Annotated in this window: 29 protein-coding genes; 15 read left to right on the forward strand and 14 right to left on the reverse strand. The window is 62.3% G+C overall.

Annotation, left to right across the window (positions count from 1 at the left end):
* Positions 1–78: 78 nt before the first annotated feature.
* The 3 genes from BJQ95_RS10480 to BJQ95_RS10490 all read right to left on the reverse strand — a co-directional run bounded on the left by BJQ95_RS10480 (position 79) and on the right by BJQ95_RS10490 (position 2,012).
* A complete protein-coding gene (locus BJQ95_RS10480) occupies positions 79–705 on the reverse strand; it encodes a GDSL-type esterase/lipase family protein (RefSeq protein ID WP_130176249.1) in 627 nt (208 codons plus the stop codon).
* A 3-nt stretch (positions 706–708) separates the two neighbouring features.
* Entirely contained in the window at positions 709–1,047 is a 339-nt protein-coding gene (locus BJQ95_RS10485; RefSeq protein WP_370688329.1) for an antibiotic biosynthesis monooxygenase, read from the reverse strand.
* 530 nt (positions 1,048–1,577) lie between these two features.
* Positions 1,578–2,012: an ASCH domain-containing protein gene (locus tag BJQ95_RS10490; protein ID WP_130176248.1), complete on the reverse strand. Its 435-nt coding sequence runs from the start codon at positions 2,010–2,012 to the stop codon at positions 1,578–1,580.
* 439 nt (positions 2,013–2,451) lie between these two features.
* On the opposite strand from BJQ95_RS10490, the gene BJQ95_RS10495 reads away from it, so the two are divergent.
* The 7 genes from BJQ95_RS10495 (at position 2,452) to BJQ95_RS10525 (ending at position 10,444) form a co-directional block, all read left to right on the forward strand.
* A complete protein-coding gene (locus BJQ95_RS10495) occupies positions 2,452–3,522 on the forward strand; it encodes an extracellular solute-binding protein (RefSeq protein ID WP_130176247.1) in 1,071 nt (356 codons plus the stop codon).
* Complete coding sequence (locus BJQ95_RS10500) at positions 3,522–4,604, forward strand: ABC transporter ATP-binding protein (protein ID WP_130176246.1); 1,083 nt, start codon at positions 3,522–3,524, stop codon at positions 4,602–4,604. Before BJQ95_RS10495 ends, BJQ95_RS10500 begins: the two co-directional genes overlap by 1 nt.
* Positions 4,601–6,322, forward strand: a complete 1,722-nt coding sequence (locus BJQ95_RS10505; protein ID WP_130176245.1) for an iron ABC transporter permease — start codon at positions 4,601–4,603, stop codon at positions 6,320–6,322. Before BJQ95_RS10500 ends, BJQ95_RS10505 begins: the two co-directional genes overlap by 4 nt.
* A gap of 31 nt (positions 6,323–6,353) precedes the next feature.
* On the forward strand, positions 6,354–7,220 hold the full coding sequence (locus BJQ95_RS10510; RefSeq protein WP_130176244.1) for a glycerophosphodiester phosphodiesterase family protein: 867 nt from the start codon (positions 6,354–6,356) through the stop codon (positions 7,218–7,220).
* On the forward strand, positions 7,217–8,257 hold the full coding sequence (locus BJQ95_RS10515) for a LacI family DNA-binding transcriptional regulator (RefSeq protein ID WP_130176243.1): 1,041 nt from the start codon (positions 7,217–7,219) through the stop codon (positions 8,255–8,257). Before BJQ95_RS10510 ends, BJQ95_RS10515 begins: the two co-directional genes overlap by 4 nt.
* A 952-nt stretch (positions 8,258–9,209) precedes the next feature.
* Positions 9,210–9,851 (forward strand): phosphotransferase, encoded by a 642-nt coding sequence (locus BJQ95_RS10520; protein ID WP_240694577.1) that lies wholly within the window; start codon positions 9,210–9,212, stop codon positions 9,849–9,851.
* Positions 9,839–10,444: a GNAT family N-acetyltransferase gene (locus tag BJQ95_RS10525; protein ID WP_130176241.1), complete on the forward strand. Its 606-nt coding sequence runs from the start codon at positions 9,839–9,841 to the stop codon at positions 10,442–10,444. Before BJQ95_RS10520 ends, BJQ95_RS10525 begins: the two co-directional genes overlap by 13 nt.
* 146 nt (positions 10,445–10,590) lie before the next feature.
* Here the strand turns inward: BJQ95_RS10525 and BJQ95_RS10530 are convergent, their stop codons facing one another.
* A complete protein-coding gene (locus BJQ95_RS10530) occupies positions 10,591–10,821 on the reverse strand; it encodes a hypothetical protein (RefSeq protein ID WP_130176240.1) in 231 nt (76 codons plus the stop codon).
* A 495-nt stretch (positions 10,822–11,316) separates the two neighbouring features.
* Here BJQ95_RS10530 and BJQ95_RS10535 point away from each other — a divergent pair, with 495 nt between their 5' ends.
* Positions 11,317–12,561: an IS256 family transposase gene (locus BJQ95_RS10535; RefSeq protein ID WP_256041348.1), complete on the forward strand. Its 1,245-nt coding sequence runs from the start codon at positions 11,317–11,319 to the stop codon at positions 12,559–12,561.
* A gap of 1,029 nt (positions 12,562–13,590) precedes the next feature.
* Here BJQ95_RS10535 and BJQ95_RS10540 read toward each other — a convergent pair.
* From BJQ95_RS10540 to BJQ95_RS10555, 4 genes are all read right to left on the reverse strand, one after another.
* Positions 13,591–13,821: a hypothetical protein gene (locus BJQ95_RS10540; RefSeq protein WP_130178440.1), complete on the reverse strand. Its 231-nt coding sequence runs from the start codon at positions 13,819–13,821 to the stop codon at positions 13,591–13,593.
* A 110-nt stretch (positions 13,822–13,931) separates the two neighbouring features.
* Entirely contained in the window at positions 13,932–14,447 is a 516-nt protein-coding gene (locus tag BJQ95_RS10545) for an RES family NAD+ phosphorylase (RefSeq protein WP_370688330.1), read from the reverse strand.
* Positions 14,448–14,460: 13 nt separating this feature from the next.
* Positions 14,461–14,886, reverse strand: a complete 426-nt coding sequence (locus BJQ95_RS10550) for a GNAT family N-acetyltransferase (RefSeq protein ID WP_130178439.1) — start codon at positions 14,884–14,886, stop codon at positions 14,461–14,463.
* A 161-nt stretch (positions 14,887–15,047) separates the two neighbouring features.
* Positions 15,048–15,653, reverse strand: a complete 606-nt coding sequence (locus BJQ95_RS10555; protein ID WP_130178438.1) for a GNAT family N-acetyltransferase — start codon at positions 15,651–15,653, stop codon at positions 15,048–15,050.
* Positions 15,654–15,817: 164 nt separating this feature from the next.
* Between BJQ95_RS10555 and BJQ95_RS10560 the strand changes: the two genes are divergently transcribed.
* A complete protein-coding gene (locus BJQ95_RS10560) occupies positions 15,818–16,312 on the forward strand; it encodes a GNAT family N-acetyltransferase (protein WP_165384979.1) in 495 nt (164 codons plus the stop codon).
* A gap of 118 nt (positions 16,313–16,430) precedes the next feature.
* A complete protein-coding gene (locus tag BJQ95_RS10565; RefSeq protein ID WP_205750176.1) occupies positions 16,431–17,027 on the forward strand; it encodes a GNAT family N-acetyltransferase in 597 nt (198 codons plus the stop codon).
* 146 nt (positions 17,028–17,173) lie between these two features.
* Here BJQ95_RS10565 and BJQ95_RS10570 read toward each other — a convergent pair whose 3' ends face one another.
* The 5 genes from BJQ95_RS10570 to BJQ95_RS10590 form a co-directional block, all read right to left on the reverse strand.
* Entirely contained in the window at positions 17,174–18,448 is a 1,275-nt protein-coding gene (locus BJQ95_RS10570; RefSeq protein ID WP_240694838.1) for an MFS transporter, read from the reverse strand.
* A gap of 24 nt (positions 18,449–18,472) precedes the next feature.
* On the reverse strand, positions 18,473–18,604 hold the full coding sequence (locus tag BJQ95_RS10575) for a hypothetical protein (RefSeq protein WP_256041349.1): 132 nt from the start codon (positions 18,602–18,604) through the stop codon (positions 18,473–18,475).
* A gap of 205 nt (positions 18,605–18,809) precedes the next feature.
* Positions 18,810–19,541 carry an IS21-like element helper ATPase IstB gene (istB, locus tag BJQ95_RS10580; protein WP_205750142.1) on the reverse strand — a complete coding sequence of 244 codons (732 nt, stop codon included), beginning with the start codon at positions 19,539–19,541 and terminating at the stop codon, positions 18,810–18,812.
* A complete protein-coding gene (gene istA, locus BJQ95_RS10585; protein ID WP_130178144.1) occupies positions 19,538–21,019 on the reverse strand; it encodes an IS21 family transposase in 1,482 nt (493 codons plus the stop codon). Before istA ends, istB begins: the two co-directional genes overlap by 4 nt.
* Before the next feature lie 265 nt (positions 21,020–21,284).
* Positions 21,285–21,665 (reverse strand): helix-turn-helix domain-containing protein, encoded by a 381-nt coding sequence (locus BJQ95_RS10590; protein WP_130178346.1) that lies wholly within the window; start codon positions 21,663–21,665, stop codon positions 21,285–21,287.
* A 91-nt stretch (positions 21,666–21,756) separates the two neighbouring features.
* Between BJQ95_RS10590 and BJQ95_RS10595 the strand changes: the two genes are divergently transcribed.
* Positions 21,757–22,494 carry a tyrosine-protein phosphatase gene (locus tag BJQ95_RS10595; RefSeq protein WP_130178347.1) on the forward strand — a complete coding sequence of 246 codons (738 nt, stop codon included), beginning with the start codon at positions 21,757–21,759 and terminating at the stop codon, positions 22,492–22,494.
* A 98-nt stretch (positions 22,495–22,592) separates the two neighbouring features.
* Here the strand turns inward: BJQ95_RS10595 and BJQ95_RS10600 are convergent, their stop codons facing one another.
* Positions 22,593–23,063, reverse strand: coding sequence for a GNAT family N-acetyltransferase (locus tag BJQ95_RS10600; protein WP_130178348.1), 471 nt, complete (start codon positions 23,061–23,063; stop codon positions 22,593–22,595).
* A 163-nt stretch (positions 23,064–23,226) separates the two neighbouring features.
* Between BJQ95_RS10600 and BJQ95_RS19535 the strand changes: the two genes are divergently transcribed.
* From BJQ95_RS19535 to BJQ95_RS10615, 4 genes are all read left to right on the forward strand, one after another.
* Complete coding sequence (locus BJQ95_RS19535; RefSeq protein WP_130178349.1) at positions 23,227–23,394, forward strand: DUF2599 domain-containing protein; 168 nt, start codon at positions 23,227–23,229, stop codon at positions 23,392–23,394.
* A gap of 8 nt (positions 23,395–23,402) precedes the next feature.
* On the forward strand, positions 23,403–23,636 hold the full coding sequence (locus tag BJQ95_RS10605) for a hypothetical protein (RefSeq protein ID WP_130178350.1): 234 nt from the start codon (positions 23,403–23,405) through the stop codon (positions 23,634–23,636).
* Positions 23,637–23,894: 258 nt separating this feature from the next.
* Entirely contained in the window at positions 23,895–24,011 is a 117-nt protein-coding gene (locus BJQ95_RS10610; RefSeq protein WP_165384972.1) for an antitoxin VbhA family protein, read from the forward strand.
* Between the two features lie 68 nt (positions 24,012–24,079).
* Positions 24,080–24,505, forward strand: coding sequence for a sigma-70 domain-containing protein (locus BJQ95_RS10615; protein ID WP_165384973.1), 426 nt, complete (start codon positions 24,080–24,082; stop codon positions 24,503–24,505).
* Positions 24,506–24,727: the final 222 nt, after the last annotated feature.

The raw sequence follows: 24,727 nt of genomic DNA on the forward strand, positions 1-24,727 counted from the left end.
TGCCGTCATCGTCGCAGACCCAGCACCGCAAGACGTCCAGCTCTACGGGATGCGTGAAAATATCGATACTCATTGGACTCAGGCTTGGGACGTAGCGATGGCGTGCGGGCTGACCCATGCGAGCAAAGGCCTCTCGATGATTGCGGCAAGCCGCTCGTAGCCGGCCGCGTCCGGATGATATCCGTCGCCCTCGCGCACTTGGCGGCGCCAGACGGAGTCGGCCACGGTGCTCTCGAAGCACTCGAGATAGGGGATGTCCACGCTTCCCGCTTCTTCACGAAGGGCGTCACTCAAAGCCGAGATTCGCTCGTTCTGGGCATCATCGTCGACTGCCGGCGGTCCAATGAACATCAGCTCGGTAGGTCCGCTGGCAATGCGGATGCTGCGAAGCGCGGCCACGCTGTCAGCGCGGCTGACTCGGGTACTTTCGTTTTCCAAAATCGTGTCGTTGACACCATATGAGACGACGATCCGTGGGAGCTCAGCCTGCGCGAGTCGTGGCGCGACCTCGCGAGCCAGTCGTTCGCAGATCAGAAGCGAAGTATCGCGGCGGACACCCAAGTTGTATGTCGTCAGCGGCAGTCCTCGCCGGCGTGACTCGTTGGCGATTCGACCGACCCACCCCAGACCAGCTGAGTCGCCGAGCCCGGCAACGAAGGAGTCGCCGACGAAGCAGACACGCACATCAGGAATAGAAATAGACATGACTCAGCTTATGTAGGAGGCCCGCGGGTCTCCCTTTTCTGGCACGGTTTCGAAGTGCTCAACTAGGGGGAACGGCTCGTAGAAGTGGTGCAGAAGGGCACGCCACGCCTGGTATTGATCGGATTGCCTGAATCCGATCGTGTGGTCGTCGAGGTGCTGCCACTCAACGAGCAACAAGTATGTGCTGCGAGATTCGATCGACCGAGACAGCGTGAGGCTTCGACACCCGGGCATCGACGCGATGATGAACCTCGCCTCGGCGAAAGCGATCTCGAATTCATCTTCCCGGCCGGAATGACGGGCAAAAGAGCATGTTCGGTTATCACCTAAACAGTGTCCCATTCAAGGTTCCCGTCAGCGTCTCACTCCTGAGCTGTCGGTGGCCCAACGCTCCCGGAGTTGCGGAGAGCATCTTCGATTTCCGAGTCCTTGAATCCAGCCACCTGGAGCGAATCGCGAATCCGCGCATCGGAAAGCTCTTGCCTTCTCCGCGCTCGCTCTGCAGAGCGAGTCAGTCGCCAATATCTGAATAGCTTGGTTGCCAGGATCACCGCATAGAGCGCGATTCCAAAGACGACCAGTGAGAGCACGGCCCCAGCGAATGCGGTCACAATCTCCACTGCGAGGATCCTTTCTTGAGCTCCGTCCCGGCCACACGTAACTGTTTTGAACAGGTGGGATGCGAGCGGAGGACCCAAAGCGATTCCCCGATGTCCCCCTCGGTAAGCCACAGCCTATTGCCGCGGCCCCGCATACCCAACCCAAGGCTCCGGCTCCGATGCATCTCGACAAGCACTCGGCCAGACTGCCAAGCTCGCTGGCCACTCACCAACAAACGCCTGCACAAGGTTCGGCTGGCGGCACGAGGGCTATCAGTCTGCCTGGCTGAGCACCTCAATCAATTGGAACCGCTCCAGCACGACGAGCGTTTCGTTATCGACCGTGAAGTCTGGGTTATCGAGGAAGTCGCGCATCTCCGCGCTGTGCCAGAAGGCTTCGTGACCGCGCCGCCAGGCGGCCACGGAGTCGAATCCTTCGCCCTCTTCGCGCGCATGCTCGAGGCCGACGTCAGCAAGTCGGACAATCTCGACCGAAACCGTCTGGATAGTCGCCACCGCGGCAACGTTTGAATCCACGACCGTTTGCATGTTCCCAATGATCGGCAGCGGTTCGTCCACTATCGAGTACTCCACGAGTGTCGAGCTGGTGGAGGTCTTCGTGCCGGCCAGGATGGCGCCGACCAGCCGATCCCGAAGCGGGCCTGGAAAACCGAACTCAGCAATCTGGAATTCGCCGTGGTTAGCCATGAGGCGATTTTAGGTCCCGCGGCTCGCGACCCTGAGCCGTAAGGCGTTCCAAAATGCCACCCAGCTGTTCAACGCCGGCTCGAAGCCCTGGCGACGAATTATGTGCCCCATGAAGGTCCCCCTTACGGACGCCTCGGCTCCCAATCGAAGGAGGCCAGCGAACGGGTCGACTGGAAGGGTCACGACCGACACCATTTCGTGAATCTCAGCTCCTATTTCTCGTGCCGGGGCACGTCCCGCCAGGTGGTGGAGTTTCTCGACGCCGTGTTCTCGGAGGATAGCGTGTGGCCTCGAACGGCCCGGCAACTGGAATCGACACGTTTCGTTCACCGTCGCGTCATAGGAAAGCCAGGATCATGACACCACCGAAGACGACCCTTGAGCATGAAAGCGCTTACAAGCGCAAGACCGCGTTTATTACACATCAGAGGGAATCTTCATGCAACAGATAGTTGTTCTCCGCACCATCGCAGTTGCGATGGCCGCCACCTTCGTTCTCTCCGGGTGCTCACAGGGTACTGGGGGCCCGGCCGCGGGCGATGCGTCCGGACCGCTCATCGTCTATTCCAACTCGGTCTCCGATGGACGTGGCGAGTGGCTTGTAGAGAAGGCGGCAACCGCGGGCTTCGAGATTGAATTCGTCGACATGGGTGGCGGGGACGTGCAGAACCGCATCGTCGCGGAGGTGAACAATCCCATCGCCGATGTCGTGTTCGGGCCGAACAACGTCGTGTTCGAGAACATGAAGGCCGCAGACGCGCTCGAGCCATACACACCGGAGTGGGCCGGGCTCGTCGACGCCACGGTCGCGGACGGCGACGACGAGAACTTCTGGCCGATCGTGAAGGAACCGATCATGCTCGTGTACGATTCCGCCGCATACCCCGGCGGCGAAGGTGCGCCCGAAGACTGGACCGACCTCTGGGAGAAGGAGGAGTTCCACGGCCTCTACGAGACGAGCACCAGCCTGAGCGGCGGCACGACCCAAATGGTTGTCACGGGCATCCTCACCCGCTACCAGGACGAAGCCGGATACCTCGGAATCAGCGACGAGGGCTGGACCGCCATCGAACAGTTCTACGCCAACGGCAGCCCCTCGGTCGAGGCCACCGACCTATACGCACGAATGGCCGACGAGAGCGTGACAATGGGCCAGATGTGGCTCGCCGGCAAGGTCAGCCGCGAGGAAGAATACGGCGTCACTACCAAAGCCGTTTACCCGGAGGTCGGCGTGCCGATCGTCTACCAGCACATCGGACTCGTGGCCGGAAACGACAAGCCGGAGGCCTCCCGGGAGTTTATCGACTGGTTCGGCAGCGCCCCGGTGCAGGCCGAGTGGTCACAGGAGTTCTTCACCGCACCGACCAATGAAGACGCACTCACGGGCGCAGACGCGGCAGCGGTCGAGGTCACCAATTCCTTCGCGCAGCAGGACATCGATTGGGAGTTTGTCGCCGCGAACCTACCGTCGTGGGTCGAAGAGATCGAACTGAAGTACCTGGGCCAGTAATGATCACCCTTTCGAACATCCAGGTTCGCTTCGGCGACTTCACCGCACTGGCTGATTTCTCACTGACGGTTCGGGAGGGTGAGTTCTTCACCCTCCTGGGCCCGTCGGGCTGTGGAAAGACGACGGCGCTCCGCACGCTCGCCGGCCTTGTCGCACCAACGAGCGGCAGCATCTCCATCGCCGACCGCGACGTGACCCGACTGAGAAGTGACCAGCGCGAACTCGGCATGGTTTTTCAGAACTACGCGCTGTTTCCCAGTCTCAGCGTCGAAGAGAACATCGCTTTCGGCCTCAAGGCACGACACACGCCGAAACGAGAGGTGCGGGAGCGCGTCGACGCAATCGCCCGGGACGTGAACCTCAGCCCCGCGCAGCTGCAGAAGAACGTGTCCGAGCTCTCCGGCGGGCAGCAGCAGCGAGTCGCGATCGCGCGTTCCCTCGTGATGCACCCGAAAATCCTGCTGCTCGATGAACCCCTGTCGAACCTCGACGCCAAGTTGCGCCAGCAATTGCGCGTGCAGCTCAAGCAATTGCAGCGCCAGTTCGGCATCACTACGGTCTACGTGACCCACGACCAGGACGAGGCCATGACGATGTCCGATCGCGTGGCCGTGATGAACAACGGCCGCATCGAGCAGATCGGCACCCCGCAGGAGGTCTACGCGCGCTCAGCGACGGAGTTCGTCTGCACCTTCATCGGCGACGCCAATCGGCTCACGCCCGCGCTCACGGCACGCCTCGCCGCCCGGTCCGCCGGGCAACTCTCGGCCGACGCGCCGAGCTACGTGCGCACCGAGAAAGTTACGCTGCTCGATGACAGCGCCGTGGCAACCGGCGCGACAGCCGAGGGATTCATCGCGGAGCGTGCATATCAGGGCACGAGTTCCACCTACACCGTCGATTGTGAAGCGGACGGCTCACTGCGCGCGATCGTCCTTGAGAAGGGGGACTCCGGCCATGTGGTCGGTAAGCGCGTGCGCGTCGAGATCCCGACCGAGCACGTTCTGCAGTACCAGGTGACAGACGAGTCAGCCTTCGCGGGCGCTGACCCGCAGCTCGTGTCAGCGGGGTCGACGCTGTGAGATCCGCACAGCGGATGCTGCGGCATCCGCTATTTCTCGTCATCACCGTCGTGCTGCTCTGGTTTATCGCTGCCTTCCTCGTACTGCCCAACGTCACGGTATTGCGGTCGGTGTTTGTTGCGCCCGACGGTTCACTGACGCTGAGGTCTATTGACCGGCTCCTTGGCTCGGAGCGGGCGATGAACTCGCTCCGTAATAGCTTTCTGCTCGCCGTCATACTGTCGGTGACCGTGAACGCCGTGGGAATCTTCATTGTTCTCGTCACTCGGTTCTACGACATCAAGGGCGCTAGCGTGCTGTGGCTCGGTTATGCGACGACCCTCATCTACGGCGGCATCGTGCTGGTTTCCGGCTACAAGACGGTGTACGGCTCGAATGGCATCATCACCAATGCCCTGCTCGCGGCCTTTCCCGACTTCGACCCCAACTGGTTTTCGGGCATGTTCGCGGTGGTGTTCGTTATGACGTTCGCCGCGACGGGGAACCATCTATTGTTTCTCTCTGCGGCAATAGCTCGCGTCGATTTTCAAACCGTTGAAGCAGCACGAATGATGGGCGCCTCAAACTGGAGCGTGCTGCGCAAGGTCGTACTGCCGGTGATCAAGCCGATGATCTACGCGATCACGATCCTCACTTTCCTCGGTGGACTGGGAGCGCTGGCCGCGCCCCAAGTTTTGGGCGGCAGCGGGTTCCAGACCATCACCCCAATGATCCTCTCCTTCGCCAATAGCCCGACTTCGCGGGACCTCTCGGCGACGCTCGCGATCATCCTGGGCATCTCCTCGGTCGTGCTGCTCGTCGTTCTCAATCGCATGGAGAAGGGTGGCGTCTATTTCTCTGTCTCGAAAGTCCCCACGAGCCTGCAGAAGCAGCGCATCAGTAACCCGGTAGCGAATGTCGCAGTGCACATCGTTGCCTACGCCCTGTTCACTCTCTACGTACTCCCACCGGCGCTCATCGTGCTCTTCTCGTTCACAGACGCGAGATCGATCAACTCAGGCACGATCACGCTGGACAGCTTCACCCTGCAGAATTACGTCACCGTGCTCACCACCGAGAGCGGCTATAAGCCGTTTCTCGTGAGCGTCGCATACAGCGCCGTCACGGCCGCCGTCGTGATCGTCCTCATGCTCTTCACCGCGCGAATGATTCAGCGCTACCGCAACGCGTTGACAATCGCGATGGAGTACTTGCTGCACATCCCCTGGATTCTTCCCTCGACCATGGTCGCCCTCGGTCTCGTAATGACGTTCGACCGCCCACAGGCAGCCGTCTTCGGGTGGGTGCTCACGGGCACAGTTGGCATCCTCGCGCTCGCATACGTGATCGGAAAGATCCCGTTTACCTTCCGATTGCTCAAGGCCGCGTTCTCCGGCGTGCCCGACAACATCGAGGATGCCGCGGCGATCCTCGGCGCGAGTCCGATGTACACCTTCCGCAGAGTGGTGTTCCCGCTCGTGCTCCCGACGGCGGCGGCGCTCACGGCGCTCAACTTCAACAGCCTGCTCGACGACTACGACACCGCGGTCTTCCTCGCCCACCCGCTCTTCCAGCCGCTCGGCCTGGTGATCAAGAGCGCCACGAGCGGCGAGACGATCAACGATTCAACGGCGCTGACATTCGTCTACACCGTGTTGCTCATGGTCATCTCCGCGTTCACGATGTGGCTGGTCTACGGGCGTTCCGGCAAGCGCCGCGCGACGCCGTCGCACTCCTGAGCAACTCCAACCCCGACACGAAAGAAACCCTATGTTCGGCCAGACCAGCCACCGCCCCATCAACGCGCTTCTCAACGAACGGCTCGAGGCACGCCGACCGCTCATCGCCGTGCACCGCGGCACAGGATCAGGCATGATCGTCGAGAACACGGCCCCCGCGGTGGCAGCGGCACTGCGCAGCGGCGCCGATATGGTGGAGATCGACGTGATCGCGTCGACCGACGGAGACTACTTCGTCTTCCATGACGGCTACGAGAATGCACACTTCGGGCTCGACCGCAATCTGCAAGAACTCAGCACCGAAGAGATTGAGGCACTCTCGTACCGCCAGCGCAGCGACGAACCGGTGCGGGTCGAACGGCTCGAAACCGTGCTGCGGTCGTTTCCCGGCGTGCTCTTCAATATCGACCGCTCATGGCGCTACTGGCAGCACCTGCTCGGCTGGTTCGACAGGTTCGACATGGCTGAGCAGCTCATCCTCAAGAGTCCTCCCGAGCCATCGGCGCTCGAGTTTCTGCGACGGCACCCCGTGAAGTACCCTTTTGTCGTGATCGTGTCGACTGAAGCCGAACTCGACGCCGTGGCATCCGACCCGCTCATCAACCTCGTGGGCGCGGAACTCATCGCTGCCGACGAGTCGCACCCGTTCTGCGACCCGGAGTGGGTCACAGAACTGAGACAACGCGGCATCTTCGCCTACGTCAATGCACTCGACCTAGGCAACGGTCGGGCGCTCATGGCGGGATGGGATGACACCCGGTCGGTGCTCGACGACGCGGACGAGGGTTGGGGCAGACTCGTCGAACTCGGGGCGGACGTCATCCAGACCGACTGGCCCGCGTTGCTGAGCGGATACCTCGGTTCCCGCACCGATCGTGCAGTCGCCCGCACATCATGACCGGCTCCGCTACCAAGCCGTGGACCCGCGTGACCATGGCCGACGTCGCACGGGAAGCGCGCGTCTCCGGGGCGACCGTCTCACGCGTGCTTGAGGGCGTCGTCCCCGTCACGGAGGAAACACGCGCCGCCGTGATAGCGGCTATCCAACGCACCGGCTACATCCGCAATTGGGCCGCACGTCAGCTCGCGAGCAATACCTCAGACTCGGTCGGCCTGCTGCTGCGTGACCCGCGCAATCCCACATACGGCGTGCTTCACTCAGAGTTGCAATCTCGCGCTGCAGACCACGGGTTGCAGCTGCTCACGGTGTCGCCGTCGTTCGACACGGGGTCGCGCCACGAGCGCTCCGGACTGCATCGGCTGCTCGAGCAGCGGGTCAGCGGCATACTCGTGGCGACCGGCGTCATCCCGGCGAACGACCTCGTGCCGTTTGTGTCGGTCGTGCCGACGGTCGTGCTCGGGCGGCCAGAGGATCATCCCGCTATCAACGCCGTGGTGTACGACGAGGTGAGCAACGGCAATCTCATCGCCGACCGGGTGCTCGAGCACGGACACCGGGCCATCGCGGTCGTGGTGCCTCCGCCGACAGTGTCACTCGGCGAGAACCGACGCGCTACCGCCATTGTGGCCCGGCTCGCCGTCGCAGGGGTGCGGGCGATCGTTGTGGCGACACCGACGTTCGCCACGCTGAACGAGTCGTCACCCGCGCTCATTCGGCTTGTGCGTGACCGCACCGTGACCGCGGTGATGTTTCCCACCGACATGCGCCAAGTGGCTTTCTTGCAGGACGCGCGTGACGCGGGCATCCGGGCGCCGGAGGAGGTTTCGACGACCGGGATGGACGGCGTCATGCCTGGGCTCGGCCTTCTCGGACTCGCCACCGTGCGCATGCCGATTGAGACACTCGCACGTCGCGGAATGGCGATCCTCGCCGAGCAGATCGCTGCGGGAAGGCCGACGCCGCCGCTCCATGAGTCCTACGCGGGCGAGTTCGTGCCGGGAAATAGCCTACGGCGCTCAGGAGTCCTGGTCTGACCCCACCTGGTGCGGCCACCTATCCCTCCACGGCACAGAACGCCGCTCTCTCCAATGGCGTCGTCACGGAAACCGAGTACCGGGATGGCTTCGCCCGCTATGACGGATGCAGGATCAACGCTGGCTCTCCGCTCGTGGGAGTCGATCAAAGCGGGACAATAATCGAGTATTTAAACACCGGCGACTCTGTGACTTCTGGGGTGGAGGGTCACCGGGACGCGCTGGAATTCACCCTGCTGGACAGTGCCTGGCAAATCCAGAACGAAGATACGTCAGAGACGGCCAATCGCATCGGCGCGTGCCTCACCGCACGCGGCATCACACCAGAACCGACAATGGCAGGCAAAAACCGCCAGCTTGACGCAATCCCGCTAGCCGTCGAAGAGTGCCTTACCGGCCCTTGAGAGTTCACTCCGGCCTAGGACTCGCCTTCAACGCGTCTGTCAAAAAACGCGTTGAAGGTTCCGCTCGTGGGCATTTGTCGTGATTGTCTCCACGGTCCGAGATTCGCGCGCTATGGGCGAGCTCGGAAACTCAGGACTGACCGATTTCGGCCACTTTCCTCACTGTCCCAAGGGCCACACGTAGATAGAGCTACGAGGGCGAGGCCTACCAATAGGAGCCAAACGTAGGCCCATGATGTCGTCAGCACCAACTGAATAATTCCGGTCATCACAGCGAAACTACCGACGCTGAAAAGCGCTCGCGTAACCATCCAGCTGAACAACCCGTGCTTAGGTCTCATCTGCCCACTCTACGCAAACCGCACGCGAACCCAGCGAGCAAGGGTTGCATCGACCAAATGTGCCGCGTTGGGCGTTCCGCATTCAGCCCTTACGTTGGGGGGATGGATGAAGAGGTTCTGGCCGGGGGAAACTCGAGCACGGTCGTGCGGGTAGGCGACACCGTTCACCGCCCCACCGGACCTTGGACTCCCGCGGTACATCAACTTATGAGCACACTCCGCGCGGCGGGCGTGACGGAAGTGCCTGAGCCTCTTGGCCTGGACGACGAGGGCCGCGAAGTGCTCTCCTACCTTCCGGGAGTAGTCGGCAACTACCCAATGCCCAGCTGGATCTGGTCGCCCACGATCCTGCACGAGGCTGGCTCTTTGCTTCGACGGGTTCATGACGCCAGCGCGCCACTCGCGCACACGGCCGCCATATGGCAGCTGCCTGCGCACGAGCCAATCGAGGTGGTGTGCCTGAATGACGTCGCACCGTACAACATGGTCTTCCAAGACGGGCACATCACCGGTCTCATCGACGTCGACATGGCCTCCCCCGGGCCTCGGATTTGGGACCTCGCCTACCTCGCATATCGGCTCGTCCCGCTCGGCGAGTACGCAGACCCTGACGCTCCGGACTGGGATGCTCGCCCCGGCCGGCTCGATGCGCTCATCCGCGCCTATGGCTATGGGTTCGACCAGGCTGCCGTTCTTCGGGCGGCAGCGGACCGCATGGAGGATCTTGCCGTTTTCACGGATCAACGTGCGGCCGACACGGGTCGCAATGATTTCCTGGAGCATGCCGCCCAATACCGACGCGATCGCGACCGACTTGTCGAAATGATCGCACGCCCGTGGGCCTCGTGAACGCGGATATCCAGGTAGTCCAAGTCAACGATCCACGCCTGCAGCACCTGACCGAGGCGGGTTACGTCGTTGTCGGCGAATCATGGGGTGCCCGCCTTCGCCTGAGTGATCCACCCGACCTGACTGTGCTGAACGCGGCAGTCGTCGCGGCAACGGACCAAGGATTCCTGATCGAGGAACTCGGCGCCAGCTGGGCGCCTCAGGTCACGGCCCTTGAAGCCTTGAACCACGCCGACTACCCGTACACGCCAGCGACAGCAGCACCGCATCGCGACGAGTCCGACCTACGCGAACTGTGGAGATCCGGATGCCGCCTATTCGGCGCAATCAACGACGGGCAACTCGTGGCCGTCAGCACCATACGGCTGACTACCGCGCGAGCAGAAACCGAATTCACTTCCGTCCACCGCTCCTGCCGCCGCAGAGGGCTCGCCGTTGCTGTCAAGGCCGCATCGATCACGGCGTTGGCTAACGACGGCGTCAGGATCTTCGGCACGGGTGGTGCTCAAATCAACACCGGCAGCATCCGCATGAATGAACATCTCGGCTATGCCATCGAAGAACGATGGCTCAGCCTCACGATGCCGAAATAGCCCAAGAACGCACGCCCGGAGAAGGTTCCCCTGAAACCGAATTGGCAAGCACGCTCTCCGAGGTGCAGGGAGGGCGAACGGCCGCCAGCGTGCGAGCCGCGCACGTCGATTTCGCCAGCACCTCCGCCTTGGCGAGGAAGGCAGGCCTATGAGCCGGTGGGCGTGTCTTCGTTCGAAACGAGCGCTTTGATGACGGATGCCACGGCAAGAACCGTTCCGGCTAGCAAGCCGCCCCAGCCAAGGAATTGCTCAACCAGCGTCGGGGAAGTACCCAGGTCATCGACGCGGATTCCCGTGTTCACAAGGAAGATGGCCGCGCTCAACGCGATCAGAACTCCGATGATCAAACCAATGATGCTGCCTCTTCTGCTGCGCATGTGATGATCCAATCAGTTTTCGCGACTCTATCGTCTCGAACACGGGAGTCGCGTTGTCTTCGCACTTAGGGTTCCCCGATGAAGACGACAACGTATCGTCCGACATCGTGAACGGTGGGGGTGCAGGAGCCAGAGGAACAGCTGGTGCCACGGGACGATTGAGAGAACGAACCGGAGCGGGGGAGGTTTGATGTGCGAGCAGTTGGCGTCCGGAGTTCACCCGTCGTGTCCTAGTTGGGCGGTGGCGTCTCGACGCTGAGTTCGCTGTCTTCTGCCCCCGGTGATGTTCCGATGAATTTCACCGAGCCACCGTTGGGTCTCGGCCACGACCATTCAATTCGCCATTCGGTTCCTGATCCTCCAACCGAGAGTGGTTACGTCCCCGTGAGTGGTGTGGTTTCCCGCTCTTGAGTGTTGCTTCGTCAACGTGAAGAGCCACCGTGGGATGGTCAGTGAGAACCGATCAAAGCTACTCACAGAAAGACACAAACCACGATGGCTCTAGACCAGTCTGCCCTGCTCGACCTGCTGGGAGAACTCAAACTCACCGATGTCACCGATCGCATCCGATCCGCGACCGAAAAGCTCTACCAAGAACTGATCGATGCGGAAGCGACCGCGTTCATCGGCGCCGCCCCGTTCGAGCGCTCCGGCGACCGCACCACCCACCGCAACGGCACCCGATCCAGGACGTTGACGACCACCGCCGGCGACCTCGACCTGAAGATCCCGAAGCTCCGTGCCGGGTCGTTCTTCCCTGCCCTGCTCGAGCGGCGCCGACGGGTCGACCAGGCGTTGTTCGCGGTCGTGATGGAGGCCTACGTCCACGGCGTCTCAACCCGCAAAGTCGACGACCTGGTCAAGGCCCTCGGCGCGGACACCGGGATCTCCAAGTCCGAGGTGTCTCGGATTTGCGCGGGCCTGGACGCGGAGGTGGCCGAGTTCCGCGACCGCACCTTGGCCGCCCAGGACTTCCCCTACGTGTTCCTCGATGCCACCTACTGCAAAGCCCGGGTCGGCCACCGGATCGTGTCCCAAGCCATCGTCGTCGCGGTCGGGGTCGCCGCCGACGGCCGCCGGGAAGTACTGGGCTTCGACGTGGGTGACAGCGAGAATGAGGGCTTCTGGACGTCGTTTCTACGGTCGCTCAAGACCCGCGGTCTCGACGGGGTCAAGCTGGTCATGTCTGACGCCCACACCGGGCTCAAGAAGGCCATCAGCACCGTGTTCCAAGGCGCCGGGTGGCAGAGATGCCGAGTCCATTTCATGCGCAACGTCCTCGCCGTGATCCCGAAAGGATCCCAGGACATGGTGGCCTCGATCATCCGCACCATCTTCGCCCAACCCGACCGTGAGCACATCGAGAAGCAGTTCCGCGAGGTCACCACCATGCTCGCCCGGTCACACCCGAAGGTCGCCGCGATGCTCGTCGACGCGCAACCCGACCTGCTCGCCTTCGCCGCGTTCCCGCGGCGGCACTGGCGCCAGATCTGGTCCACTAATCCGTTGGAACGGGTGAACAAGGAGATCAAACGCCGCACCGACGTCGTCGGCGTGTTCCCCAACGCCGCCGCGCTGCTGCGCTTGGCCGGGTCGGTGTTGATCGAGCAGCACGACGAGTGGGAAGCCGGCGAAAGACGCTACTTCTCCGAGGCCTCGATGCTCGAGCTGGCCACCATGAACAATCCCATCGAGGTCATAGACGAGGCGGTGATCCTCCCAGAACTCGCCGCCGCCTAGACTAGAACCACTGACCCGCACGGTGTTGAGAAATTCCACCACTCAGCGGGACGTGACCCCGAGAGTTGGCGATCAAAGTTCACTCCCGAATCATTTTGGGCCAGCGTGACCTCGATACGGGCCATTATTCCACCGGGTCCTCGCGGCGGTTCCCCCGCAGCTTCCCAACCTTGTGACTGTTGCACGTTTCTCCAGCGCTGGCCGGCGGTCCAGAACTCGGTTGTCAGTTGCTCGGTCAAGCTGTTGGGCACGGCTCGCCCGTGTAGCCACACTCGCTCGTTTGTGAAGTCGACCCGTTCGGCAATAACTGTGACACCCTCAACAGTGCCGAGCACATGGATCCTGTTGAGCAGGACGGAAACGCGAGTCTCCGTGTCGGGGATCAGAGGATGGTCGGGAACGGACATGACCGAGACTTTAGCATCCAGATTTACCACGCGGCCTTTCCTCGTCAAAGGTCATCGATCTGGGCCATGAAAAAATGGCAGACGATGAGTGCCGGAATGTGTGCCAACAGGCGTTCCCCCTGCGTGGCGACCAGAAGATCTTTCGCCGGCACAGCATCATGCAGGCTGGTTTCGCTGTGAATCGCAGTGGTAAGTAGTGCCCCTAGCAGCCAAAGCGCGCCGCATCTTGAGTCGCGGCGATTTCATGCGTCCACGGTACGAGCCAGCTGCCGGAACTACTGTCGAAGCGTCATCTGTGCACCCACACATGCCGACTGCGACGGCAATCGCGATCGCCATCAGTGCAGGTCGATTCGGACTCATAATGAGATTCTATGGGCGACGAGTAACCCCACCCCGAGACGGTAGGCGATCGTTACGGGGCTCGACCGCACTTCGAATCTTGCCGGGCAGCAATCGATGCACCTGGCCCGATTCCCTCCCGGCACGCCCCAAACAGAGTTCGATTAAAACCGAATTGGCAAGCGCTCTCTCCGATGTGCAGGGAGGGCGAACGGCCAACAGCGAGTGAGCCGCGCACGTCGATTTCGCCAGCACTTCCGCCTTGGCGAGGAAGGCAGGCCTATGAGCTGGTGGTCGTGTCTTCGTTCGAAACGAGCACTTTGATGACGGATGCCACTGCAAGGGCCGTTCCGACCAGCAAGCCGCCCCAGCCAAGGAATTGCTCAATCAGCGTCGGGGAAGTACCCAGCTCATCCACGCGGATTCCCGTGTTCACAAGGAAAATAGCCGCGCTCAACGCGACCAGAACTCCGACGATCAAACCAATGATGCTGCCTCTTTTGCTGCGCATGTGATGATCCAATCAATTTCCGCGACTCTATCGTCTCGAACACGGGAGTCGCGTTGTCTTCGCACTCAGGGTTCCGCTACTGCTCGGCCGTGATGAGCAACCTCAGCAGGTCATCGGAGAGTGACACGTGGCGCACCCGGAGAATTCCACCTGAAGAGGGTCAGATGCCACAGCCCTGGGCGTTTGCGCGAAGGATCGACGAGGCCATTCGCTCCAAGGGCTTCCAACCGCCGGCGGACCTGCCACGAAGAGGGTTCGCCTCCGGTTTTCACGATGTCCTGCCAGGGCGCGACTGCGTCCGCAAGGTCGATACCGGCTGCGAGGAGGACTGCCGGGTCGCGCAAATCGACGATGCTATGGGCCTCCACGCGAAATTCCAGCAAGACGAGCTCGGCGACACGACCTTGGGTATGAGCGATCATCGCCGCGTCGACTCCCTGAGGAGATGAGCTCAGGTACAGCGTCGGTTGAGACGGTTCCGAGTACCTGCCTGCAAGGCGCGAACCCAGAATTGCCGTGTCCTGGTGTGAGGGATCTACGGCGCGATAGAACGAGCCGGAAATGCTGGACCAGACATCGCCAACTTGTACCACCGAGGGTTCACCCCACACTGATTCGCTCCCCACGACAGCCCACCGCCTATCCTGCGCTATTCAAGACCATCAGCTTGTGCGGGTCTGGGGCCGACACGAATCCCACTTGTTCGTAGAGGCCGTGAGCGTCGAGCGTCGAAAGAAGCACTCGTTTGAGTTGCATCGGCGTCAACCTGTCCACCACCGCTTGAGCGAGCAACCGGCCGAGACCGCGGCCTCGGAACTCACGGTCAACGTACACGTCGCATAGCCAAGCAAACGTCGCATGGTCGGTGACAACCCGGGCGTACCCGCACAGGACACCCGTGCCGCTGAAGAGGCCAAAATTCAACGAGCCCTCGGCCGAGCGCTCAACGGTTTCCAAGGACCGCCCGAGCGCCCAGAACGCATCGGTAGAAAGCCAGCGGTGAACCGTGAGCAGGTCGATTCGGCTCAGGTCGGTGTCAACGGAGAAGTCGTCTTTCACGGGCATAACTCCACGATAACTGTCATCCAACGGGCGTCCGCAAGACAACTCGCAGCGACTCGACGCGTGCGCTCTGCTTGTCTAACAACCGCGTCGCTGCTGACGGTCCCGTTGGAGGTTCATCTCCCGGAACGAAATCAAGCGGCCGAGCCGGCAAGACGATGCAATTACTGGAGGGAGAATTCCCGCGTGGCCAAGGAGTGCCGAAGGCCCACACGCACGGCAGGCCATTCACTGGCCGTAATAGAGAAAATGACGGTGTCGCGGAGTGCACCGTCCGGTCCAACTGAGTGACTGCGCAGCACTCCATCTTCCTTTGCGCCCAAAGCAGCTATTGCCTTTCGTGATTGGCGGTTGTGCCAGTGAGTGCGAAACTCGACGGCAATGCAGTCCAAAACGTCGAAAGCGTACGTCAGTTGGAGGAGCTTGGCCTCTCGGTTCGCGCCCGTACCTTGAGCGCTTCTCGCCAGCCAAGTGGAGCCGATTTCTAATCGCGGCGCATCGGTGCTCGGGTTCATAAAGGTCGTCATGCCGACGATCCGCCCTGTTGACGCGAGCCGAGTGGCCCATGGCAGCATTTTTCCCTGCTCGTGGAGGCCGAGTCGGCGTTCAACCTCCGCGGTCATCGCCTCGGGGTGCGGTATTGATGTGTACCAAGCACGCCAGAGTTCTCCTTCGTTCGCAGCTTCACGAAGCTCGGCTACGTGATCGAAAGACAGGGGCTCAAGGGTTACGAGCGATCCTGAGAGCGTGGGCGATTCTGATAGATGCATGGTCCGACACTATGGCAGCCGGAAACCTAGTGCGTTTCGGTCGGCATGCGTCGCACCAGGGGCTGAACCCGGAGGAGGTTCCTCGGTGGCACCGAATCGCTGGCGCTGGAGCTAGCCGAGGAACGCCCCCTATGGGCGCCCGGTGATGTGCGATGCTGTGCGAAATGGATGTCATTACTGAACGTTTGGTTCTTCACGCTCTCTCTTCCGTTGAGGCTGAGCGGATTGTCAACCGGGCGCCCAACGAGGATGACCTGTGGCACGAGGATTATCCGCTCGAAGACGAGCTTGATCCATTGCGGAGTCTGGCGGATTCACTCGACGCCCACCCTGCCTTCACTCTGTACATGATTCAACGGGTCGAGGACCGGCGCGCAATTGGCGGCATCGGCTTCTTCGGTGCACCGGGTGCAGACGGAGTGGTCGAACTGGGCTACGGACTCGTCCAACCCATGCGAGGACTTGGCCTGGCGACGGAAGCATTACTGGCGGCGATCACCATTGCCGCGACCTACGGCGCACTGCGAGTCAAAGCAGACACTGCGGTCGACAACATCGCCTCCCAGCGCGTACTCGCCAAAGCAGGGTTCCTCGAAACTTCCCGGTCAAGTGCGGACATCTATTACGCGCTCGAGCTGAGGCGCGAAACGCAGATTTGACCGGAGGAGACGCTAGCCGTTCGATCGAACAAGCGCGCTAAACGTTCCCCGCCGGCCCCGTGCGACGGGCCCAGCGAGCCGCGCCGGCGATTGTAAGCGAAGTAGCCAGACTGTTGTCATGCTCATTGATCACTGGCCCTTCGTCGGCTTGCGCCTGAATACGGATCGACTCGAGCTTCGCCTGCCCACCGATGAGGAGTTGACCGAAGTCGCGTTGGTCGCCGCCGGGGGCGTCCATCAGCGCGGTGAGCGACCCTACCTAACGCCGTGGACAGACCTATCACCACCCGAACGCACAGTGCACGTCATGCAACAGCATTGGAGCCGCCGAGGCGACTGGAGCACAGACGCGTGGACCCTCGAACTCGCTGTTTTCCAAGAGCAGCACCCCATTGGCATGGTTGCTCTGAGAGGGCGTGACTTCCCGGTCCTTCGCGAAGTCAAGACAGAATCCTGGCTCGGCCTCGACCATCACGGTAGAGGCCTGGGGACCGAGGCACGGTCCGCGCTTCTGCACCTCGCCTTCGACGGTCTCGAAGCCGACGCTGCTTTGTCCGAGGTTTTCCAAAGCAATCCAGCGTCACAGGGTGTCTCGCGAAAGCTTGGCTACAAGCACGATGGCATCTCCAGGGATGTGCTCGATGGCCGAGCTGTTACCTCCGACCGACTGCGTCTGACACGTGAGGCGTGGGAAGCGGGGCCGCGTCTCACGTGACGATGAACGGCCTCTCGCCCTGCCTGCCATTCTTCGTGTGACACCTGGCCGACGAACCTAGACAATCCCTCAGGGCCGTGACGGGTGGACGCGCCGAACTATCGGGGCTCAGGTTGTTCGCGTGGACGGGCGAGCGTTCGGGGCATTCAGTTCGCGGCCACCACGACCGGGCGCCGCTCCATTTCCCGCCAGGCTCCTCCGGACAGTGGGCTCAGCGTGACGAGCGTGTAGACGACCGCGATGATTCCGAAGGCGAGCGACAGGCCGATCGTGTCGGCGGCGATGCCGCCGAGTAGGGCGCCGAATGGCACGCCCGCCCAGGCACCGGCGTTGATCAGGCCGAACACCCGGCCGCGCATGTGTTCGGGAACGCGTTCGAGCTCCACCGTGCCGAGTATCGGGTTGATCGCCCCCGCCGCTAGGCCCGAGAGCGCGGTCATCGCGACGAGCACGGGCAGCGGCGCACCGACGGCGAAGGCAGCGCTGGACGGGCCGCCAGCCACGGCGAAGCAAACCGCCAGGGTCACGCGGCGGGGCACACGGTGAGCGACGAAGCCGAAGGCCACGTTGCCCACCAGGGCGGATCCGCCCATGACCGCAACGAGCAGACCGAGGGCGGCCGCGCCTCCCAGTCGATCGTTCGCATACAGGGGCATCAGGGTCGCGCCGCGGGCGGCGTCGAGCAGGTTGGTGACCAGGACGAGGCCGACGACCAACCGCATCAGCGGGTCGTGGATGACGAAGCGGAAGCCTTCGGCCAGGTCGGCCCAGTAGGAGGAACGGGGAGCGCTATCGCTGCTGTCGACGCTCAGCCTGACGGTGGCAGGGACGGCTGCCACGAACGCCCAGGTCAGCAGGGCTGAGACCGCGAACGTTGCCGCGTTGACGAAGAGGGCTGCGATCGGTCCCAGGATGGCGACGAGCAGGCCGGCGATCGAGGCGCCGATCAGCTTTGCGAAGCGCTCAGAGCCGTCGAGGAGCCCGACACTCTGCTCGATCCGCACGCCGGCCCTTACGGTCAAATCGGGCAGCATGACGCGCCGGGCAGTCTGTCCCGGGGTATCGAGCAGCCCGCCCGCGAACACCAGGAGGAGAAGGGCCCAGAATGGCAGCCCGACGGTCAGCGCCAGTACCGGCATGGCCAGCACGGTGGCACCACTCACGAGGTCCGCAACGATCGCCGCACTGCGGTGACCCATTCTGTCCACGACAACCCCGCCGAGCGCCCCGCCGACAACGACCGGGGCGGTAGCGAAGAAGGCCGCGATTCCCACCTCGACTCCCGACCCGCCGAGGCCGAGGACGTAGAAGGGGATGGCGAACGCTGTGATCACGTTGCCCGTTTGCGAGATTGCGTGGGCAGCCAGCAGGGCCGAGAGGGCGCCCGTTGCGCGGCGGTCGCGAGGCAGCGCCTCCTTCATGCTCTTCCTCATCGGCGGTCTGACTCAGGGACGGCGATAGGCCTGGTAGACGAGCACCACGGGCTCGGCGCCATCGGCGGTAGCCGGGTCGTGGGCAGCGCTCGCGTCGACCCACCGGTTGACCAGGGCGTCGAGCTCGGCACGCATGGTGCCCAATTCGTCGACCGTTAGACGCAGGCTGCGATCCCCGCTCGCGCCGGCCGCGACCCACTCACGAGGCAGGGTCGGTGTCGCGTCGATGTAGTCTGTGTTTTGTCAACTTGAAGCCGGCCATTTCAGCGCTAATTAACCGGCCAGTTCGGCACTGTTTCCGGCCATTTGAGCAAGGCGGCCTGAACGGCCGGTTTTTGGGCGGCCCGGGCTATTTCATGAGGGCGTGTTTCACGCGGTAGGACTCGCCGCGGAACTGCAGGAGCCGGCCGTGGTGGACGATGCGGTCGATGACGGCTGCGGCCATGTTGTCGTCGCCGAATACCGTGCCCCAACGGGAGAACTCGAGGTTTGTGGTGATGATCAAGCTTCTTTTTTCATAACCGTCCGCGATGACCTGGAACAGGAGTCGGGCACCCTCGGTATCGATCGGTAGGTAGCCAAATTCATCGATTGCGAGGAGCCGGTTTTTGGCTATGTTGGCCAGCTCCCGATCGAGGCGGCCTTCATCTTTGGCGCGGCGCAGCTGCATGACCAGTGACGAGGTGGTGAAGAAGCGTGCCGGGATTCCCTCGCGGCAGGCGGCAGCGACCAGGGCGCTGGCGAGGTGGGTTTTGCCGGTGCCGACATCGCCGTAGAGGACGAGGTCCTCGGCTCGGTCGATGAACTCCAGCGACGTCAGTTCTTCTCGGCCGTAGTCCTCGGGGAACTTGACGCTGGAGTAGTCGAAACCTGTCAGTGATTTCAGCGCTGGTAGTCGGGCGGCGCTGAGTAGTCGTTGGCGGCGTGAGGCTTGCCGGGATTCGTGCTCGGCGAGGAGCATGCCGTGCAGGTACTCACGTTGTTTCGGGGTGCCTTTCTCGGCCCATTCGGCCAGCACGGTGTTCGTCAGCGATGCCTGCCGGCCGGTCTCGATGATGTCCTGAACGGTGACGAGGCTCACGCGATCTCTCCCGTCAGCGTGTTCACGGTGGTGAAGGCGTCGGTGGTGAAGATGTCATAAACACTCAAGTCCACGTTCTCCGCCGCCGGGGCGGTCCCGTCGGCCAGGCGCCGGGCGAGCATGCCCAACGCGGCGATCTCGGGGGCGTCTCCGCGCTGGATGAGCAAGTGCGCAGCAGTGATGGCGGCGTCGAACCCGGCCGATCCCGAGGCGGCATCGACGGCGTTGAGCAGCCTTCGCCGATTAGTGGCCGTGGCTTTGTCGAGCCAGTCGCGCACCGGCTCGGGGACCAGAGGCCGCAGCTGGGAATGCCCCCAGGCTCCGGGCTTGGTCACCAGCAACGGCAGCAGTGACGCCGGTTCGAAGATCGTCTCCGTCTGCCGGCCGAAGGCGCGCGGGAAGGAGCAGACGGGCGTGGCGTGCTCGTCGAGGATCTCGACGACGTCGTGGCGTAACCCGACGGTGAGGGTGCGGCTGTGGAAGGAGGACCCGGCCGCGTAGGTGTTCCCGTCAATGAGCAGGTTCCCGGTCTTGTCGGCAGTGCGGGACTCGTAACGCACCGGGTCGAACCCGACTCCGGGCAGCGCCAGAGACGCGGCGACGTCTTGGGCGAAGAGTTCGCTGATGGGCAGTCCTTTCCGGTAGTGCGTGGCCTCAGCCAACGCCATGCACCGGGCCATCAGCACGTCGTTCAGGCCCTGCAGCGTGGCCGCCTCGGGTTCGGGGACCATCAGGTTCCGGCGGAGGAACCCGACCGCGTTTTCCACGTTGCCCTTCTCGTTGCCGGAGTACGGATTGCAGTAACGGGACTCCGATCGGTAGTGCAGTTTGAACGCGCCGAACAGTTTGGTCTCAACCACCTTGGTGCCCACGCGTCGTCCGATGCCGGTGGCGTTATCAAAGACCAAGTGCCGGGGCGCGGCGCCGATGTGGTCGAACACGGTGCGCAGTCCGTGGCAGACGCACTCGGCGGTTTCGCCACGGTAAGCCTGAACAAAGCGCATGTTCGAGAACGGGAACGTGACGACGAAGATGTGTAGGACCTGCCGGATCCCACCGATGATGGCCTCGGCCTGCCCGAAGTCGACCTGCGCAGTGCCAGCCGGCCAGACCAATTCAGTGAAGCCCTCACCAGCCTGACGGTGGAGGGCATTCCACTTCTTCACGAAACGTTGCACCGGCGAATAACTCCCGCCGAAGGCCTGCTCGGCGACCAACCGGTCAAAGACCCGTTTGGCTGTGTGGCGTTGCTTGCGCGGCCGGCGCTGGTCCTCACCCAACCACTTCTCCACGGTCGCTTCGAACCCGGTCATCGCCGAGCCAGTCGGCCGGGCCACCGGCACCGGCGGCTTCGGTGAGTAATCGTGTTGCCCGGCGTATTTGACCACCGCGTCGCGGCTGACTCCCAACCGGCGGGCGATTTCCCGGCCCGGGATTCCGTGGGAGTCGAGTGTTCTGATATTTTCTTGCACGGACATGGGTACCGTCATCTGCTTCCTGGTTCCTTCCGGCGCGACCGCTTGGCAGTAGCTACGCCGTAAGGAACCTATCTGGGGGTGGCGGGCCCATGTCTCCAGCTCACTGAAGAGGGCCTCGGCCACCGGTGATCTCAATCTCTGCGACTTCCCCAAATCCAAGGTCTGGGAGGGGAATCGACTGGCCTGATTCTTAGCGCTCTTTTGGCAGGAAACCGGCCGCTAACTTGGCAGGATTCCAGTGCTGAAACGGCCTACAAAGAGTTGATCACACACAGTAGTCGGTGAACCGGGCGGCGTAGGCCTGAGCAATCGACTTCTGCAGAACAGAAGACGCCGCCAGCTTGTCGGGGTCGTCGAGTAGATCGGCGGGCTCCCAGCTGGTCAGCAGGGTCGTGGCCTTCCACCAGCGTTCGCGGTGGTCGGTGCTCTGAGCCTCGGCGGGCTCGATCAGGGCGATGGAGGCAAGCTTGCCGAGGTGATAGCTGATGGTACCGGGAGCCTCATCAACGACGTCTCCGAGCTGGGCGGCGGTCAACGGGCCGCGTTCGCGAAGCAGGCCGAGCAGACGCAACCGGGTCGGATGCGCGAGGACCCGCATGGAGGCAGCCGAGCTGAGCGTGGTGCGTGAGGCGTCGCGGGGGGTCATACCGATGACCCTATAAGAACAACAGTTATTGCGCAACGATTGTTGCGCAATAACTGTTGTTTGATCTTTCTCCCGCTCCTAAGCTGAGTCCATGGTCAACGAGGCGGAACATGAGGGCAGGGCTCTTCGGGTCGACGGTTTGGTGAACGCACGCGATCTCGGTGGCCTCCCCCGACAAAATGGAGCACTGACTCCGAGAGGCGTTTTCTTCCGTTCCGAGAATGTCGACTGGGTTACCCCGGCGGGATGGAACCAGATGCGTGAGGCCGGCATCCGCACCATCGTCGACCTCCGCCAGGCAGGAGAACGGGCGCGGGACACCCAGCCGCGGCCCGATTGGCTGACCACTCTCACAGTCGATCTGGACGGCCTCGATGATGCCGTCTTCTGGAAGGACTTCTGGAGCAATGGGCTCAGCGGCACGGCCCTGTACTTCTTGCCGCATCTTGAGGCGATGCCCGAGCGTAGCGTCGCTGTCCTGTCCGCGTTGGCCAGCTCGCCAGAAGGAGGAGTTCTCTTCCATTGCATGGGCGGAAGAGATCGAACCGGACTCATCGCGATGCTGCTTCTGACTGCCATTGACACGGAACCGGACGCCATCGTCGACGATTATCTCGAAACAGTCAGACTGGCCCATCTTCGAGCGGCAACATCGAATCGGAACAACGCTGAACCCGAGATCGAGGCGTTGTGTCAGACCTACGGCACGACAACAGAGGGCGCATTTCGCTCAGCACTTCTCGGCCTCGACCTGGAAGGGCTCCTCGCCTCATCTGCGCTCAGCGACGTCAACAGGGCTGCCGTCACGAGCTGGCGAGGCTCCGTCTGACCCGGGTGCACGACATGACGCACTGAGCGTTCCGCTTGCGCGTGTCCATCTCGGCTTTGCCCTGCGGCGACGCCAACCAGCGATAGCGAAGAAAAGGCTCAGTCGAGCTTCTTGAGCATCTTCACCGAAGTTGTCTCGTAGCCGAGGGACTCGTAAAGCCCCCTGGCCCCGGTGTTGAATCCGAAGACGCTTAGGCCGAGAGAGTGCGCACCCTGTGTGCGTGCATATTCCTCGCCGAGCAGCATCGCCGTTCTCCCATAACCCTGGCCACGCTGGTCAGCGTTGATGAGAACGTCCCAGACCCACCACGCTCCCGGATCGGTGGTGACATCCTGCCCGATCCACAGATATCCGACTGCCTCATCAGCCTCGTTCATGACGTGAAAGACCTCATTGCCAGGGTTCTGAGTACCATCCGGGAACGAACGAGCCATGCTCTCGACCGCTATGCGCCGAGCTTCCTCGTGTGATCGGCCCTGGGCAAGCAAATCACCGACGTACTCGGCACAGCTTTGGTCGATCCACGTTAGGAAATCGCTGGTGTGGATTCGCTGAAGGGTTACGGTCATCGCTCAATTCTTCCAGGCCGAGCCGTCGGGTTGCACGGACAGAGCGGGGACGGGCAGGAGTGGCTTGAACTATTGCCATGGCTGCGCCCATGAGGTCGTTGTTGCCCTGACTGGCTCCTGATCTGTCGCGCTAAACGTTCCTGCGTGGGCCGGCTGGGATGAGTTGATTACCAAAACTCCGAAGGCAAACCTCTCAAAGTGGCGGATCACCCTGCAGGGACAGTACATCTGCCATGGCACGGGTGGCGTCATCGAACCTGTTTGGGATCTCGAAACCACCCGACCGGTGGTATCGACATGGACAATGCTAACCAAGCTTTGCAATCCGTAGGAGGAACTATGTCTCAGCAACGTCTCGGCTTCATCATTGGTGGCGCCGTCACCGCAAGCGTCGGAGTGCTTCTGCTAATCGGAGGGTTCGTCGCCTTCTCGATACTCGTTGCATCTGCCGAGGGCAGCGACTCAAGCGGGGACGGCACCTTCGCGGTGACGGCGTTTGTTATCGGCGCAGCGGCTGCCGTGATCGGGCTCGTGCTGCTCATCGCAGCGCTAATCCGCCAGCACCGCGGATGACTGCGCGCCACCGGATCTCGTCCCGAACGGTTCCGGGAACTGGGCGTGCCTAAGCCGCGACATGACACCGGACGCGCCTGTCGACGCGAGTGTCGCTGGGTTATGACGTAACTCAAACATGGGTATTCGTGAAACACCGCGGAGCATGCCGGGGAAGCGGGCCACCCAGCAATTGGTGGCCGCTTCTGAATTCCTAAAGCGGATCGCTTGTACCCATAAATTCTCAGTGGGTTGTTCGAAGATTATTCTTCAGAAGTTATGGCAGGTCTCACGGTGGGCGCCGATTTCGATGCCGATGCCGCCCTCTACGCCAATGGCACCATCGATCTGAACGAGTTCGGCCGGCGAATTCGTGCCCGTAATCGCCATGGCTAGATTCGTAGACCCGTATCTCGATAGGGCAACCGGACATGATCGGCGCTGCACGAACCATTCGCCTCCCGATGCACACCGTGGAGAAGCTCAACAAGATCAAGCGCATCCGCAGCGACCTCACCGGCACCCTGCACCACGAACCCACCCTGGCGGAGCTGGCCGAGGCCTGCCAGTCTCCGATGACCGACGTGCGGGCCTTGCTCGACTGGGACGTCGAACCAATCTCAAATCAGACTCCCCTCGGCGAGGGATTGGCCGACATCTCCGAGCTGATCATGGACGACGACCTGCCCCAGCCAGACGAATACGCGACTCAGGCCCTGCGCCGGTCTGACATCACGTTCTATCTCGACGCGCTGCCCACACGGGAGCGAACTATCTTGGAGGCCCGGTTCGGGTTACTTATGCGGATGAGCGCTCGTTGTTCGCTTCTTACGCAGCACAACGACGAGCGCTCCCCCGATGATGAGCAGGCCACCAACCGCGCCGAGTAGTCCAAGCGGCACGCTGGTCGACAGATACGCACCACCTGCGATCACGAATGCGACGCCGATCAAGGCCAGGACACCCTGGACGACTAATGTTTCGCGCATGAGCGAGCTCCTGAATCGCGAGGTTGAGTTGCACTTGAGTGACAGCCTCGCACAGGCTCATGCCGCCGGGCAGCGATTCCACGTAGACGTTCGTCCATTGCCTAGGTAGAACCGGAGTGTTTG

Origin of the sequence: Cryobacterium sp. SO1, assembly GCF_004210215.2 — a bacterium.
GTDB lineage: Bacteria > Actinomycetota > Actinomycetes > Actinomycetales > Microbacteriaceae > Cryobacterium.

Excerpts from the sequence above, each read along its gene's own strand:
- BJQ95_RS10500 (WP_130176246.1), top strand. The coding sequence starts at position 3,522 with ATGATCACCCTTTCGAACATCCAGGTTCGCTTCGGCGACTTCACCGCA.
- BJQ95_RS10600 (WP_130178348.1), bottom strand. The coding sequence starts at position 23,063 with ATGACCGTAACCCTTCAGCGAATCCACACCAGCGATTTCCTAACGTGG.
- BJQ95_RS10565 (WP_205750176.1), top strand. The coding sequence starts at position 16,431 with ATGCTCATTGATCACTGGCCCTTCGTCGGCTTGCGCCTGAATACGGAT.
- BJQ95_RS10495 (WP_130176247.1), top strand. The coding sequence starts at position 2,452 with ATGCAACAGATAGTTGTTCTCCGCACCATCGCAGTTGCGATGGCCGCC.
- BJQ95_RS10510 (WP_130176244.1), top strand. The coding sequence starts at position 6,354 with ATGTTCGGCCAGACCAGCCACCGCCCCATCAACGCGCTTCTCAACGAA.
- BJQ95_RS10570 (WP_240694838.1), bottom strand. The coding sequence starts at position 18,448 with ATGAAGGAGGCGCTGCCTCGCGACCGCCGCGCAACGGGCGCCCTCTCG.
- BJQ95_RS10590 (WP_130178346.1), bottom strand. The coding sequence starts at position 21,665 with ATGACCCCCCGCGACGCCTCACGCACCACGCTCAGCTCGGCTGCCTCC.
- BJQ95_RS10550 (WP_130178439.1), bottom strand. The coding sequence starts at position 14,886 with ATGCCCGTGAAAGACGACTTCTCCGTTGACACCGACCTGAGCCGAATC.
- BJQ95_RS10595 (WP_130178347.1), top strand. The coding sequence starts at position 21,757 with ATGGTCAACGAGGCGGAACATGAGGGCAGGGCTCTTCGGGTCGACGGT.
- BJQ95_RS10560 (WP_165384979.1), top strand. The coding sequence starts at position 15,818 with ATGGATGTCATTACTGAACGTTTGGTTCTTCACGCTCTCTCTTCCGTT.
- BJQ95_RS10530 (WP_130176240.1), bottom strand. The coding sequence starts at position 10,821 with ATGCGCAGCAGAAGAGGCAGCATCATTGGTTTGATCATCGGAGTTCTG.
- BJQ95_RS10480 (WP_130176249.1), bottom strand. The coding sequence starts at position 705 with ATGTCTATTTCTATTCCTGATGTGCGTGTCTGCTTCGTCGGCGACTCC.
- BJQ95_RS10490 (WP_130176248.1), bottom strand. The coding sequence starts at position 2,012 with ATGGCTAACCACGGCGAATTCCAGATTGCTGAGTTCGGTTTTCCAGGC.
- istA (WP_130178144.1), bottom strand. The coding sequence starts at position 21,019 with ATGTCCGTGCAAGAAAATATCAGAACACTCGACTCCCACGGAATCCCG.
- BJQ95_RS10540 (WP_130178440.1), bottom strand. The coding sequence starts at position 13,821 with ATGCGCAGCAAAAGAGGCAGCATCATTGGTTTGATCGTCGGAGTTCTG.
- BJQ95_RS10615 (WP_165384973.1), top strand. The coding sequence starts at position 24,080 with ATGCACACCGTGGAGAAGCTCAACAAGATCAAGCGCATCCGCAGCGAC.
- BJQ95_RS10520 (WP_240694577.1), top strand. The coding sequence starts at position 9,210 with ATGAGCACACTCCGCGCGGCGGGCGTGACGGAAGTGCCTGAGCCTCTT.
- BJQ95_RS10605 (WP_130178350.1), top strand. The coding sequence starts at position 23,403 with ATGTCTCAGCAACGTCTCGGCTTCATCATTGGTGGCGCCGTCACCGCA.
- BJQ95_RS10610 (WP_165384972.1), top strand. The coding sequence starts at position 23,895 with ATGGCAGGTCTCACGGTGGGCGCCGATTTCGATGCCGATGCCGCCCTC.
- BJQ95_RS10485 (WP_370688329.1), bottom strand. The coding sequence starts at position 1,047 with ATGGGACACTGTTTAGGTGATAACCGAACATGCTCTTTTGCCCGTCAT.
- BJQ95_RS10555 (WP_130178438.1), bottom strand. The coding sequence starts at position 15,653 with ATGCATCTATCAGAATCGCCCACGCTCTCAGGATCGCTCGTAACCCTT.
- BJQ95_RS10535 (WP_256041348.1), top strand. The coding sequence starts at position 11,317 with ATGGCTCTAGACCAGTCTGCCCTGCTCGACCTGCTGGGAGAACTCAAA.
- BJQ95_RS10515 (WP_130176243.1), top strand. The coding sequence starts at position 7,217 with ATGACCGGCTCCGCTACCAAGCCGTGGACCCGCGTGACCATGGCCGAC.